Origin of the sequence: Sphaerospermopsis sp. FACHB-1194, assembly GCF_014696235.1 — a bacterium.
In the GTDB taxonomy this organism is placed as follows: Bacteria; Cyanobacteriota; Cyanobacteriia; order Cyanobacteriales; family Nostocaceae; genus Sphaerospermopsis; species Sphaerospermopsis kisseleviana.
Window position 1 is genome coordinate 151,786 of the sequence record NZ_JACJPU010000004.1, and the last position, 14,132, is coordinate 165,917.

Here is a 14,132-nt window from a genome sequence, read left to right on the forward strand (position 1 = left end):
TGGATATTGGTGATTAGTGATAGGTGATTAGTGATAGGTGATTAGTGATAGTTGATAGTTTATTGGGAAACATAAAATTGATTACCCAGTCACCAGTCACCAGTCACCAGTCACCTATGATGGTGCTTGATTAAAAACCCATTTTATCCACTGATTTAAAGAACTAAAAGTATTTAACCTTTTCACACCAGGCGCACGGGCAATATACATCCCATCCACAGCAACTAAAGCCGCATATTGTAACCCTAAAAAACTATCAACTGCTGCATAGTGTCCACCTAAAGTTATTGCCCCAGATACATACATTTGACCTTGAGTATTTCGCATTTCTACTAATTCAAAATTGTTGGCTACTACTAATCTTTCTAAATGATTTAAAGGTAGTTTGTAATGTTCAACTAAATCTTTTAATAAGGGATTAGTTTTAACTTTGGCATCAAGTCCGGTAGCATCAATAATAAAATCAGCAGTTAATTTCATTTCCCCAAAACCCTGTTCTTGAATATGGGTAATAGTGTGGTTTTGGGCATCTCTTTCTACACTAACAACTTGACCAAAAGTAATTTGATACCAACCTTCTTTAATACCTGCTTCTGTGATTCTTTGCCAATCTCCACGATCTGCGGTAGTAGTTCCTCCCCAGTCAGATAATAACCTTTGACGTTCTTCTGGGGTGGCTTTTTCTAACATCACTCGTAGTTCACCACCCCAACAAGCTTTTGGCCAGTTAAAAGGTTGCAACTCGTAGTGATTTTTAACCGGACGTTGGGCTTTTTGAAATTTGTTACCGTGGGGTTTAGGCGATCGCATTAAATGTAAAACTGTAATATTTCTATTTTGTTTTCTCACCTCATAAATACGTTGTAAAATTCGTGAAGCTACAATACCCCTTCCTCTAATTAAAACAGTACCACCTTGTTTTTCTAACTGTTCATAGACATGATTATGGTCTTCATAGGCATTAACTACAGATTTAAAATCTTGATATTTTTCCCGATATGCTTGTAAATCTGGTAAAAATTGAATAGCGGGATATCCCGTAGCTAAATGTAAATAACGACAAACTAAAAAAGCATAATTTCCCGGACTACGAGAATAAGCAACACAATATCTACCATCTTCCGTTTTTCTAATTGCTCTCACTCTACCATAACGATAAATTTTATCCCAACTAATACGTTTAGCTTCCCGATCTATAGAATCAAAAACATTACCCGCACGGGGCGTATAAGTTTCTGTAAAAGTTGGTTCATTAAAAACTTGCCATAAATATTGAAAAGCTGAATTGATCTGACCTTTTGTTAAATCATGCCAAGATTCTCGCAAAGCATAACTAGGCCATCCCCAAATATTATCAGGACAAGAATCAGAATTAGAACGCAATCTTTCATGTAAAGGAATTTGAGAATTTAAACATAAACGCTGATAACGTGCATAAGGTTTTGATTCTAATCCTACAGCAATAATTTTTTCAGATTTAACACCACTAATTCTTAATAAATCAACCCAAATAAAACTACCCAAACCAGCACCAACGGCTAAATAATCACATTCATCAATAGGTAAACCAGTAGCATGAATAGCTTGTAAATCAACTTTGTGATTATGAAATTCCGAAGGTGGAAAATTACTTCCTAAAGGTGTAACTGGACGAACTGGAGATCTATTAGGATCTGGAAGATTAGTATTAGGATTAAATTGAATAGTCGAAGGATTATTAGGTGTAGGAATAACAGTATTTAATCCAAACTGGACAGTAATCATATAAGGTCCAATTTGCAAAGTATCACCATTAGCTAACTGACAGCGTGTTTGTTTTTGTCCATTAACATAAACACCATTAGCACTATTTTGATCAATAACTACAAAATTATTTTGTTCCCAATCTTGTTCCCAATCAATTAAAGCATGATAACGAGAAACTTCATTACTATTTAATAACATCCGCGAAACACGCTGACCCCTAATTTCTGTTGGTAACTTGGCAAATTCTCGACCAAAAGCAATAGGGACATTTAATTTAGGTTCTCGTCTTTCTCCCGTTGTTGGATCTTCCCAACTTAATTGAATTTGTAAATTAGTCATTAGTTATTAGTTATTAGTTGTTAGTTATTAGTTGTTAGTTATTAGTTGTTAGTTATTAGTGGTTTTTCCCAGTCACCAATCACCAGTCACCAGTCACCAGTCACCAATCACCAATCACCAATCACCCAATAAGTACACTAACAGCAGCAGCTAAAGATGTACCACACCAAGGACAACCTATTTGTAAATTTTCTGGTGGGGAAACTTTATGACATTTAGGACAGTCTAAACCATACACCGGATTTGGTTGTGTTGGAATTGACGGTTTATGATGATGATGTACGGGTTGTTTTGGTGGTTGGACTATGATGGTAGAGGGAATACTACTAACAGAAATTGCCGTAACTTGTAGTTGTTGTTGTCCTAAATAAATAATGCTTTTTTCATTTAAAGCTATTTCCCCTTTAACTAAAGATTTACCATCTATTTGTGGGGGGTTTATTTCCCGTAAATTTCTAATATAAAAACGTTGCTTTTGAGAATCAAAAAATATTTCAATATGTAAACCGGATACTGTTGGATGAGTTAAAACAATATCACACTTTGCTGGATCACGTCCAATGCGACAAGTACCAGCGTTTTTGCTGTTATGTTTTTCATAAATTTGTTGAATTTTATTTTGACCTGCTTCTTGCCACTGTAAAGTTAGTACATTCATGATTTTTAGATAACGTTAATATTTAATGAATTCAACTTTATGCTGTGGGATTCCTAACATGATTGGTAGCCATTTAGCAAGTCTTGAGAATTAAAATTAAAGAATGATTATCTTCACCATGTATACTTTTTATACTTTATCTGTTAGATGCTAGTTTATCAGCAATGCGGGTAGTTTCTGGCAACCGATATTTAGGTGTACACCGTAATACATAGTCAATTGCTGTAGGTAAGCTAATACGATGGCCTGTGGAGATATATAAAGGTTTAACTCCAGTACGAGTCCGTAAAACTGCGCCTACTGTTTCATTTGTATGTATTAATGGTTGCCAACTTCCTCTAACTGCTGGTAATTCTTCATATTTGCCAATAAGTAAAGATTTTGCTACACCTATGGTTGGTATATCCACTAAAACACCTAAATGGCAAGCTATTCCAAATCTGCGTGGATGGGCAATTCCTTGACCATCACATAATATTATATTAGGTATATTTTTAATTTTTTCCAAGGCATCAAGAATAGCGGGTATTTCCCGAAAAGATAAAAATCCAGGTATATAAGGAAACGATGTAGGACGGTATGCTAGGCTTGTTTCCACAACTTTCAAGTCAGGAAAACTTAACACTGCTACCGCTGCACGGCACATTGTACCATCTTCCAGAAAACCCATATCCACACCTGCAACGTATTGAATAGGTGTGTTGAGTTGATCTGTGGTAATAACTTGATTTCGTAAAGTTTCTTGAATTTCGATCGCTTCTTCAACGGTAGATGGCCAAGGATGAATTTGTGGAATTTGCATATTGTTTGTCTATTTAAATTGTGATCAAAATCTTGATTTTCCGAAATGCCTAATTTTAATTTTGTATCTTATCTATATATAGACTAAACATTCAACCCCATGTAACTTTTTGCTAAGTTTTCTGTATAAATCTTGATTTTTTTATCTGATAGCTACTCTCACATACAGTTGATTTAAGGAACATACAGCCATGAGAAATAATAACATCAATGTCCTTCACAATTCACAAATTGTATTTTATTTAGGTGGAGGATTATTATTCTTGTTTTTAGCGATGATGCTGCGTCCTTTTGCCATTGTCAATGCTGGTGAAAGGGGTGTTGTCATGCAATTTGGAAAGGTGCAAGATACAGTTTTAGATGAAGGATTACACCCAATTATTCCCATTGTCACAACAGTTAAAAAGCTCAATGTGCGCGTGCAACAAAATAGTTTTAATGCTGGTGCTGCTTCTAAAGATTTGCAAAAAATTACCACAGAATTAGCGGTAAACTGGCACATTGATCCGTTGAAAGTGAACCGAGTTTTTCAACAAGTTGGAGATGAAGAATTAATTGTTAATGGGATTATGACACCCGCAGTTTCCGAAGTTTTGAAAGCAGCTACAGCTAAAAAAACTGCTGAAGAAATCATCACAAAACGCACAGAATTAAAAGAAGAAATCGACGCAAATTTAAAAGGTCGTTTAGAACCTTACGGTGTAATTGTAGATGATGTATCTTTAGTCAATTTTTCCTTTTCTCCAGAGTTTAGTAGAGCGATCGAAGCGAAACAAATAGCGGAACAAGAAGCAAAACAAGCAAGTTTTATTGCCCAAAAAGCGACCCAAGAAGCACAAGCAGAAGTTAACCGTGCTAAAGGTCAAGCTGAAGCACAAAGATTACAAAGATTGACTTTAACACCGGAATTATTGCAAAAGCAAGCAATAGAAAAATGGGATGGTCGTTTCCCGATGGTGATGGGTGGTAATGGTGCTGTTCCTTTGATTAATATTAATCCTAATGATTTAGCTACTGGACAGAAGAGAAATTAGTTTTTATTAAGATCCCCGATTTCTTCAAGAAGTCGGGGATCTGGGTATTTGATTACTCACTCATTTTTAACCAACCAAATACTTCTTCTACTGTTAAATTTAATTCAACTCCCGTCAAGATAATTAAATCATCTTTTGCATATTTTAATTCTGGTTCTTTTTGAGGTTGAAACATCAAAATTGATCTATCATCTGGATCAATTAACCATCCAAGTTGACAACCATATTTAATACAATGTAAAATATTGCCAGTCACTCTATTAGAACTTTGTTCTGGAGACAAAATTTCTATAGTCCAATCTGGTGCGATCACAACATCATCTACTGGTTCACCATTATCATCAAAGGCGATATTTTCCCAGCGAATAATGGCTATATCTGGAATAATTGATCTACCTGCAAATGTACAACGTAACTCTGGAAAAGCATAAGCAATTTTATTTGCTTCTGTGATTTGATTTACAGTATTAATAATTTTACTTTGCAGTCGAGAATGGCGAGTTTTTGGCATTGGTTTTTGGATAATTTCGCCGTTGATATATTCACTTGGTGGTTTAGTTTCTGGTAGTTTGAGAAACTGTTCTAGTGTTAGTGATAAAGATTTGGTGACAGTCATAATTATGTAAAATTCCTATAATTTTGCAAATCATTTTCTGTAATTTGATCTGCTGGGACAAGTTTATAATGCTTCTCCTGGACTATTTTTACTTCACCTTCATATATTGAAAGTTCAAACATAGTAATAAGTCCATTGTTCATAAATTGTGCTGATATCGAACGACAAACTAAGCTAGAGAATTTATCAAAACAATAACTAATATCTTGTTTGGTTTGTACCACAGAAAGTTGATCACTTCCTGCTTTTGCTTGAACAGGTATGATAAACTGCATACCATTGTTATTCACACCAACATAAACCTCATCTATTTCTATTTGTCCAATACCCTTAACATTAGTTCTGAGGTGATTTTGTAAAGAGTATGCTGTAATGCTCAGAAATATATCTATTAAACGATTATATCGGATTTTAGTTAAAAGAGCTTGTTCATCACCTGACATATATTGATTAATAATTTCAGGTGTTGCATCCGGTATTTTAATTGGTATTAAATTTTGATTGGGAATAATCCGATTAATCTTTACCAGTCGAAAGCAATAGTTACCAGTACCATTTAATTCAATAATCCATTCTAACCCTTCGGGAGCAGTATCTGTAATTACTTTAGGTAGTGGTTTTCTAAATCTAAAAGAATAGAGAATATCTCCTAAATTTTTAGCTGATTGAATACCTAACTCTTGAGCAATTTCAGGTAGTTCATTCCGATTAAATTCAAAATATTCCAATCCACTTGTGTAATAACGTTGGAAAATTCCGATAATAACCGAGTTATATAAACCTTCTTTCATGGTACTTATTCCTTGGTAAAAAAACATCGTTGAGTGATAATCATTTTTTTCTTGTTCTAGGTTCTATAACATGAGGGTTCACTCCAAAATATTTAGCTGCATCTGACATATCAAGTGTTAATAAACTAAGTTCATCTAAAATTTTAACACTTGTAGGTTGTTCAACTTCCACATTCAAAACCTTAATAATTTCCGCTGCTACCGCTTGCGCTAAAAGTGGAGGAACAGAATTACCAATTTGTCTAAAACCATGCCATTTTGTCGGATGAAATCTAAACCAGTCAGGAAAGGAGTGTAAACGCGCAGCTTCCCTAACAGTGATACATCTTGGTGTAAATGGATGTATAGGACGAGGAGAGGTAAAAGCACCTTTATTACTAGCTGTTCCTGCTCTTAATGTATTACATAAACCATCAGGATCGAGTTTATAAAAACGGCTAATTGGTTCATTTTTACCATGAGGAGTTGACGCAAATCTTTCTTCAGATGCAGGACTATGTTTTGTTCTTAAACTCGATGTTAAAATGTGATGATCAAATTTACGGGAGTAGGAATAATTATTATTAGCAATGCACAGATTACGCATTTTTTTTCCGTATTTACTGGGTTTACCAAATTCAGCTAAAACCCAATCTTGTTGTAATAATTCTGGGTAATTTTCAATTGTTGGTAAATCTTGTAATGCTTCCCACACCGTAGGGGTTGCAGGTAGTTTAACAGCTTTTTTTGAGTTAGTATTTAATTTAGCTGGATGGGTGATTTTATCAGGATAATTTGGTAATTCTAAATCTCGACGACAACCTAGTAAAAACAATCTTTCTCGATTTTGCGGTACTCCATAATTAGCAGCATTTAAAACTTGATAATTATGATTTACTTTATAACCGTTATTTTCAAAAGTATCAATAATTTCGGCAATAAATTTTTTGTGTTTACCTACTGTCATTCCTTTAACATTTTCCATGACAAAATATTTAGGTTGTAATTCTAAAACCAACCTAATAAAATGAAACACTAAAGAATTTCTGGGGTCATCAAAAGACCGTTTACCAATTAATGAAAACCCTTGACACGGTGGACCACCAAAAACAACATCAATTTCTTGATTTTCAATTTCGCTACTATTTCTAATTTCTAATCCTGTGGTATCTTCTACACTTTTACATAACACCTTCCAAAAAGGAAAATTAAATTGATGAATTGCACAATGAATAGGATCTAATTCTACAGCAGCAAGGACATCAAAACCAGCTTGTTCAAAACCAAGGGTCATCCCTCCTGCACCTGCAAATAAATCAACTGCTATGGGTCTGTTTTTCATTATTTATTAGTTATAGTGTTCCGATGTGATTTATATTATAAATTTTCTGTGGATGCAGGGAATAGGAAATAGGGGATAGGTAACAATAAAATATATATTATCACCAATTACCAATTACCAATTATCAATTACCAATCACCGCATTTCTAAAATTTCCTTAGCAGCGCGATCGCACACTCCCAATTTTCCTAAACATTGCCGCATTTCTTGATAATCTAATAAGGTTTTTTCCCGCTTTTCACTATTTAATAATAATTCCATTCCTGCTTGAGTAATATTCTCTGCGGTTGCTTGTTCCTGTAAAAATTCTGGAACAATTTCCCGCATCACAACTAAATTTACAGGTGAAGCAAAGGGAATTGAACCTTTAAGAATTTTCCGCGCAACCCAAGCAGTAAAAGGACTAAGACTGTAAACTACTACCTGGGGAACATTAGCTAAAGCTAACTCTAAATTTGCTGTTCCAGATTTAGTAATTGCCAAATCTACAGCAGCAAAAATTTCCTGTTGTTTACCAGATAATATTGTTGCTTTTAAACCATAATTTTGAATAGATTTTTCAATTTTATCTCTAAATTTTTCCAAAGATAAAGGAATAAAAAACCGCGCTGTTGGTAACTTAGATTGAATATTTTGAGCAGCTTGAAAAATGACAGGTAATAAATATTTTAATTCTTGGCTACGAGAAGCAGGTAAAAGAGCGATCGCTATTTCTCCCTCTTTAATTCCTAACATCTCCCGTGCAGTTTCCCGACTCGGTGCATTAGCCATTTTATCAACTAAAGGATGACCCACCCAATTAACTTTAGCCCCTTTTTCTTGATAATAACGAGCTTCTTCTGGGAAAATTGCTAATAGTTTATCTGTAAAACTAACAATTTTTTTAGTTCTCTCCAAACTCATCGACCACACCCATTCTTGAGGCGCAATGTAATACACCACAGGAACATCGGGAAAATGTTCATTCATATAACTACCAATCCCGATATTAGGAGTCATATAATCAATCAAAACTATGATATCAGGGGGATTTTTTTGTAAATAGGCGATCGCCCTTTTTTGTACCTGAATAGTAGGAATAAAATACGGCAAAGCTTCAATTATACCCATCGAACCAATACCGCTAGTATCCCCTAAAATTGTCGCCCCTGCTGCGGCCATCTTCTCACCACCCAAGGCCACAATGTCTAAATTTAACCCCAAAGCTTGAGCTTGATTTTGTAGCGCCGTAATTAATAACGCCCCTTGTAAATCGCCAGAAACTTCCCCAGTGCTGATAAATATCCGCATTTGAATTTTAGATTTTAGAGTTTAGATTTTAGAGTTTAGATTTTAGATTTTAGATTTATAAGCAATTAGCTTTTCCAGGTTAAGCCAAAAATCATCCCAATTATAATCTACTGTTTTACCAAATATTCTGACTCCTGACTCCTGACTGGGAATTTTAGATTTTAGATTTTAGATTTTAGATTAAAAAATTTGATACAGGTCTGAGTCCTTCAAAACGGAGAAATACTCGCTGCGCTGTGTACGCTTCGCTAACGTCAATCCAAAATCCAAAATCTTCAATCCAAAATCGAGTGACTTCTGTTCTAGATATGATTCATCATTCATCACTCGCGGGACTCTTTCCCTTTCCAGGAATTAAACCGCGTCTTCCTGGCATTTGCGACAATAGCAGAAAACGGCGGAGATGTTGCAACTGTGCGGTATCTCCCAACAATTCCAACTCTGCCAAAGCCTCTTTAAACAGCAAATCAGAACGGTAGAGAATGCGAAAAGCTTTTTTCAGCAATTGGAAATCTTTAGCGGGCATTCCTGAGCGTTTTAACCCCACCAAATTGAGCGATCGCACCCGTGATGGATTGCCCTCAACCAACATATAAGGAGGAACATCTCGATCAATGCGAGTCATCCCACCAATCATAGACATACCACCGATATGTACAAACTGATGAACACCTAAAACCCCGCTTAATCTGGCTCTTGACTCGATGTGAACATGACCCGCTAAAGCCACAGAATTAGCAATAACCACCGAGTCCTCAATCACGCAATTATGTCCAACATGAACATAAGCCATCAGTAAATTCCCGTTACCGATGATCGTCGCCTCACCCCGGCCAGTAGCGCGGTTAATAGTTACATACTCACGAATAGCATTATTATCACCAATTTTTACCCAAGTAGGTTCTCCCACATACTTGAGATCCTGGGGTTCCATACCAATAACAGCACCGGGAAAAATATGATTTCCCGCCCCGATTTCACAAAGACCATCTAAAACTGCATGAGCGCCAATTACAGTTTCCGGTCCGACTTTGACATTCGCTCCAATCACAGCATAAGCACCGACTTGCACCGTTGAGTGGAGTTCCGCATCAGGATGTATTACAGCAGTTGGATGAATAAGTGTCTTCAAGGGTGACTCTCCAGAACTGAGTTCATTGAAAAAAAAGTGTCGGGCAAAATAAGTTATGTGTGTTATGTGTGAGGATAACGAATTTTGGATTTTAGATTTTAGATTTTGGATTGAAGATAGCTATCTAAAAATAACAAAAGGGTACAAGTACCTAAATTTATTATTGAAACAAATCTTAAACCTTAAATCCAAAATTGTCTGATCAAAGTCCAGCCAACAGTAAATACGCTTGTGATTTTTCGTGTTTACAGTTATTCTTACTTATAATTGACTTAGGGCAGTTTACGGCTATGCCCCAAATCTAAAAAGCCAAATTCAGCCTAGTTGTAGCTAAACTTAGCTAAACTTAGCTAACCAAAGAAAACATTAGCTCCCCTTCAGCAGCCAGTTGTCCATCAACTTCGGCTCGTCCTTGCATTTTACCAAAACGACGCTGCTTAATAGACAACAGTTCCACTGTCATAATTAACTGATCACCAGGTACGACTTGGCGACGGAAACGGACTTTATCAATACCCACAAACACAAACAGTCCTTTTGGTATATCAGGCATTTGGGTCATAATAACCCCTCCAACCTGCGCCATCGCTTCTACAATGAGTACACCAGGCATCAATGAGCGTCCGGGGAAATGACCTTGGAACTGAGGTTCATTAAAGGTAACGTTTTTTACACCCACAGCCAATTTTCCAGGAACATAGTCAATAATTTTATCGACAAGCAAAAAAGGATAACGGTGCGGTAGCAGTTGCTGAATCTCTTCCACCGTGAAGGTTGTTTTAATTGCCGGTGTATTGGTTTCCTGATGTTCTCCTTCAGATGTAGTCACTTGAGTAGAATTAGCTTGGGTGAGAGTTGACATTGGTACTATATTTTATAAGAATCTGGAAATTAAGTAGGCTAGAAAATAGCGTACAATCTTAAATTTTAGTTAATTTTTAGCCAAATTCCTCAGCAAAATTCTAAAATCTTCTTTGCCAACTGAATATGGAGATTGTGACTAGCTTTGTAAGCCAAGAAGTGAGCAACAGGAAATTTACCTAATAAGCTAATATCTCCCACTAAATCCAAGATTTTATGACGTACTGGCTCATTTGCAAATCTTAACGGTGGATTTAGCCAACCATCAGCACCACAAACAAGAGCATTATCCAAGCTGCCACCTTTGATCAATCCTGATTTTTGCAGATATTCAATTTGATGTAATAACCCAAAAGTACGAGCCGGTGCAATTTCTGTCACAAAGGAATTTTCCGTATTTTCTAGATTACTAGATAATGAGAAACTGTACCATTGATTACCAATTGCAGGTACATCAAAATCAATCCCATAGCTAAAACGGGTTTCTGGTGCGGGAAAAGCGCAGACAAAAGTATCACCTTGATGAACCGAAATAGGTTCTTTGATAACTATAGGCGCTGATTCATCACCAACAGACTGTGATACCAAACCCACAGCAGCAATACTATCAGTCCAAATTTGAGCAGAACCATCTAACAGCGGTACTTCTGGTCCATCAATTTCAATCCGCGCATTATCCACACCCATAGCGGACAAAGACGCTAACAAATGCTCTACCGTGCGAACATAAATCTCATCTGTCCCCAACTGAGTCGAGAGAACAGTTTGATTAACTGTTGCAATTTTAGCAGGAATTATCGGCGAATTGGGCAAATCCACCCGCACAAAATAGCGATCGCTTCCCGGTTCTCCTGGTAGTATCCGCACCCTGGTATTTACACCGCTATGCAGTCCCACACCTTTGTGGATAATTTCCCCAGCTAATGTGTGTTGGTGCATAGCCTAAAAACCAATATATGATTTTGCTTTTTGTTACTCATTTGTTCTGTATGTAGTAAACACCCTGAAAGTAGAAGTCAGGAGTCAGGAGTCAGGAGGTAAATATTTATCCCCAGTCACCAGTCACCAGTCACCTCTTAAAACCTTTCCCCAATCCCAAAGTTGATGCGGCTATCACCATCATCACTTAAACCATAATCTATGCGAATAGGTCCAAGTGGAGACTGTACACGCACACCTAAACCATAACCGTAGCCGCTACCATTTTTGTTAAGAATTTCTGCTGCTCTGGTACTACTTCCCAAATCACTACCATAATCAAAAAATAGTGCGCCACTGACTACAGAGAAGACAGGAAAACGATATTCAACAGATGCTTGTACATAACTACGTCCAGTGGCTAATCTACCTTCATCGTAACCACGCACAGAATTACTACCGCCAAGGGTAAAAGCTTCGTAGGGGGGTAAGTCTCCGAGAATTGTACCACCTTGAAGGTTAAACGCCAGAGTTTGTGGACCTTTGCCAAAACTCAAAAAGTTCACAGGCAAATATTGGCTGTAGTTACCCCTAACTCTGGTCAGGAAAATATTACCTGAGCCTATGGGTACAGATTGATCAACTCCGACACGGAGATAAGAACCGTTGGTAGGTTGTAAGGGATTATTACGGCGATCGCGTTGTGCGCCCAGTTGTAATAGTAGTAAATCGTCTTCACCTGTTCCCGATTGGGTTAGGGGAATCCTATCGCTAATTGGTTGACCATTATCATTAAATCTTGCCCCTTCTCTTTTCACATTACCATCAGCATCACGGCTAGAAACTCGTTGATACTGCAACCCAGCTGAAGCCACCCACTCTGACTTTTCATAAGGATTAGGAGAAAGAGGACGAGTAAAAGAAACGCCACCACCTAAACGGGTAATCCGGGGACGATCTTGATCATTTGTATTAGTGGGATTATTGGGGTTATAGGTTTCAATGTTGTCATCCTTACCTTCAAAAATCAGAGAAATTGAACGACGACGGAAAATATTAGCTGTATAAGAAGTGCGGTAAGGATCACCCGCAATCCACGGATCTGTCAACCGCAGATCAAACAGCAGTTCTCTTTCACCTAGCTGCACTTCTGCCCCTAGTTTCTGGTTTCTACCTCCCAGGTTTTGCTGTTGATAGCTAATTGTACCAAATAATCCACTGGCAGAACTAATACCAGCACCAGCAGCTATTGAACCACTGCTGCGTTCAGCTACATTCACCACTACATCAACTTTACTGGGGTCTGTGCCAGGGTCAAGGGACACATTCACATCTTCAAACAATCCCAGCCCAAATACTCTTTGTAAGTCTTTTTGGACTGTATTACGGTTAAATACTTGACCAGACTTTAATTCTAATTCCCGTTTAATTACATATTCTTTTGTGCGTCCCCGAATGGGTTCTCCTTTTTCGTCTACTTCCTGTCCTTCTTTATTACGGAAGCGAACTTTGACATCTTCTACTACCCCTTCTGCTACTTGTAGGGTGACAACTCCGGTTTCTGAGACTTTTGGCGCTCCAATGAGGTTGGCCAGTACATAACCTCTGTCTTGATACTCTTTGGTTAACTGTTTAATTCCTTCTTGCAAGTCACGCAAGTTGAGGATTCTACCATACTGTTCACTGAAGATTTTATCTACTGTGTTAGTTGGGAGTACAGAAGGAACATCAGTTCCAGGGTTAGCTTCGACTTCTACTTTACTCAGGACAGGATTAGGATCAACCACGAAACTCACCCTTACACCCACAGGTGTATCTTCTGGTACGGCTCGCACGTTAGAGAAGAAACCTGTGGCAAATATAGCATTAATATCTTCTTGTAATTGGGAACGGGTGGTTGTTTGTCCTGGTTGGGTACGAATCACTCGGTAAACTTGGTTTTCTAGTTCTGGTGAGATTGCTCCATCTGGTGATGTTACTGCTACTTCTGACACTAGTACACGGGGTTCCGTTGTTTCTGAATTACTAGGGAAAGTCGGTTGTGCTGTGGGTGGCTCGGCATTTTCCTGGGTAGAATTGGTATCAGGATTTACTTCTGGCTCTAGAACTTGTGCTGTTTTTGCTGGTGTTGTTGCCGTTGATATAATTACTTCTGATTTTGCTTTCTGTTCTGAGTTGCGAGATGATGCAGCTTTGAGAATTTGAGCCGTTTTTGAGGGTGTTGTTGCCGTTGTTATGATTACTTCTGGTGTTGCTATTGATGCTGAGTTAGCTGTTGGTGAGACTTTGACAGCAGGTGTCGATGAGTCAGATTCGGGTTTTATAACTACTGCCTTTGCCAAGACGGGAGTTTCTTGATTTGCGCTAACATCATTTTGACCAGTTTCCTGTGGTAGTGGCTGGTTGGTTTCTACCGTGGCAACCTCTGTTACTTGCTGGGTTTTATCAGGAGTTTGTGCAGTCGCACTGAGTGAGTTGTCAACAGGGACAGCGATGGCTACAACTGCCAGAAATACAGGAGATAAATGCTTTTTACTCATATTCCTCTTCACTACCACACACAATTAAGTCATTCGTCATTCGTCATGAGTCACTGGTCATTAGTCATTAGTCATATCAGAAAAA

At 37.5% G+C, this 14,132-nt stretch carries 12 protein-coding genes; 1 reads left to right on the forward strand and 11 read right to left on the reverse strand.

The genetic code is table 11. From position 1 onward, the window contains the following. Window positions 1-114 precede the first annotated feature (114 nt). The 3 genes from H6F45_RS04270 to nfi all read right to left on the reverse strand — a co-directional run bounded on the left by H6F45_RS04270 (window position 115) and on the right by nfi (window position 3,545). Window positions 115-2,085 carry an FHA domain-containing protein gene (locus H6F45_RS04270; RefSeq protein WP_190346536.1) on the reverse strand — a complete coding sequence of 657 codons (1,971 nt, stop codon included), beginning with the start codon at window positions 2,083-2,085 and terminating at the stop codon, window positions 115-117. A 121-nt stretch (window positions 2,086-2,206) separates the two neighbouring features. Next, window positions 2,207-2,743 carry an FHA domain-containing protein gene (locus H6F45_RS04275; protein ID WP_137665964.1) on the reverse strand — a complete coding sequence of 179 codons (537 nt, stop codon included), beginning with the start codon at window positions 2,741-2,743 and terminating at the stop codon, window positions 2,207-2,209. 136 nt (window positions 2,744-2,879) lie between these two features. After that, the gene (gene nfi / locus H6F45_RS04280) at window positions 2,880-3,545 is read right to left on the reverse strand and encodes a deoxyribonuclease V (protein WP_137665963.1); all 666 of its coding nucleotides are present in this window, start codon (window positions 3,543-3,545) and stop codon (window positions 2,880-2,882) included. 190 nt (window positions 3,546-3,735) lie between these two features. On the opposite strand from nfi, the gene H6F45_RS04285 reads away from it, so the two are divergent. Further along, window positions 3,736-4,578 (forward strand): prohibitin family protein, encoded by an 843-nt coding sequence (locus tag H6F45_RS04285; RefSeq protein ID WP_137665962.1) that lies wholly within the window; start codon window positions 3,736-3,738, stop codon window positions 4,576-4,578. Window positions 4,579-4,630: 52 nt separating this feature from the next. On the opposite strand, the gene H6F45_RS04290 is transcribed toward H6F45_RS04285, so the two are convergent. From H6F45_RS04290 to H6F45_RS04325, 8 genes are all read right to left on the reverse strand, one after another. Beyond that, window positions 4,631-5,194: a Uma2 family endonuclease gene (locus tag H6F45_RS04290; RefSeq protein WP_190346537.1), complete on the reverse strand. Its 564-nt coding sequence runs from the start codon at window positions 5,192-5,194 to the stop codon at window positions 4,631-4,633. 2 nt (window positions 5,195-5,196) lie between these two features. Further along, window positions 5,197-5,985, reverse strand: a complete 789-nt coding sequence (locus H6F45_RS04295; protein ID WP_137665960.1) for an endonuclease — start codon at window positions 5,983-5,985, stop codon at window positions 5,197-5,199. Window positions 5,986-6,025: 40 nt separating this feature from the next. Next, the gene (locus tag H6F45_RS04300; RefSeq protein WP_190346568.1) at window positions 6,026-7,309 is read right to left on the reverse strand and encodes a DNA (cytosine-5-)-methyltransferase; all 1,284 of its coding nucleotides are present in this window, start codon (window positions 7,307-7,309) and stop codon (window positions 6,026-6,028) included. 132 nt (window positions 7,310-7,441) lie between these two features. Beyond that, complete coding sequence (gene lpxB / locus H6F45_RS04305) at window positions 7,442-8,596, reverse strand: lipid-A-disaccharide synthase (protein WP_190346545.1); 1,155 nt, start codon at window positions 8,594-8,596, stop codon at window positions 7,442-7,444. Between the two features lie 316 nt (window positions 8,597-8,912). After that, entirely contained in the window at window positions 8,913-9,728 is an 816-nt protein-coding gene (lpxA, locus tag H6F45_RS04310) for an acyl-ACP--UDP-N-acetylglucosamine O-acyltransferase (protein WP_190346547.1), read from the reverse strand. Between the two features lie 346 nt (window positions 9,729-10,074). Further along, window positions 10,075-10,590, reverse strand: a complete 516-nt coding sequence (gene fabZ, locus H6F45_RS04315; protein WP_096570431.1) for a 3-hydroxyacyl-ACP dehydratase FabZ — start codon at window positions 10,588-10,590, stop codon at window positions 10,075-10,077. 89 nt (window positions 10,591-10,679) lie between these two features. Further along, window positions 10,680-11,528 (reverse strand): UDP-3-O-acyl-N-acetylglucosamine deacetylase, encoded by an 849-nt coding sequence (lpxC, locus tag H6F45_RS04320; protein WP_096570433.1) that lies wholly within the window; start codon window positions 11,526-11,528, stop codon window positions 10,680-10,682. Window positions 11,529-11,665: 137 nt separating this feature from the next. Then, a complete protein-coding gene (locus H6F45_RS04325; protein WP_190346549.1) occupies window positions 11,666-14,047 on the reverse strand; it encodes a BamA/TamA family outer membrane protein in 2,382 nt (793 codons plus the stop codon). Window positions 14,048-14,132: the final 85 nt, after the last annotated feature.

Excerpts from the sequence above, each read along its gene's own strand:
- H6F45_RS04275 (WP_137665964.1), bottom strand. The coding sequence starts at position 2,743 with ATGAATGTACTAACTTTACAGTGGCAAGAAGCAGGTCAAAATAAAATT.
- H6F45_RS04295 (WP_137665960.1), bottom strand. The coding sequence starts at position 5,985 with ATGAAAGAAGGTTTATATAACTCGGTTATTATCGGAATTTTCCAACGT.
- lpxC (WP_096570433.1), bottom strand. The coding sequence starts at position 11,528 with ATGCACCAACACACATTAGCTGGGGAAATTATCCACAAAGGTGTGGGA.
- H6F45_RS04290 (WP_190346537.1), bottom strand. The coding sequence starts at position 5,194 with ATGACTGTCACCAAATCTTTATCACTAACACTAGAACAGTTTCTCAAA.
- nfi (WP_137665963.1), bottom strand. The coding sequence starts at position 3,545 with ATGCAAATTCCACAAATTCATCCTTGGCCATCTACCGTTGAAGAAGCG.
- H6F45_RS04270 (WP_190346536.1), bottom strand. The coding sequence starts at position 2,085 with ATGACTAATTTACAAATTCAATTAAGTTGGGAAGATCCAACAACGGGA.
- fabZ (WP_096570431.1), bottom strand. The coding sequence starts at position 10,590 with ATGTCAACTCTCACCCAAGCTAATTCTACTCAAGTGACTACATCTGAA.
- H6F45_RS04285 (WP_137665962.1), top strand. The coding sequence starts at position 3,736 with ATGAGAAATAATAACATCAATGTCCTTCACAATTCACAAATTGTATTT.
- H6F45_RS04325 (WP_190346549.1), bottom strand. The coding sequence starts at position 14,047 with ATGAGTAAAAAGCATTTATCTCCTGTATTTCTGGCAGTTGTAGCCATC.
- lpxB (WP_190346545.1), bottom strand. The coding sequence starts at position 8,596 with ATGCGGATATTTATCAGCACTGGGGAAGTTTCTGGCGATTTACAAGGG.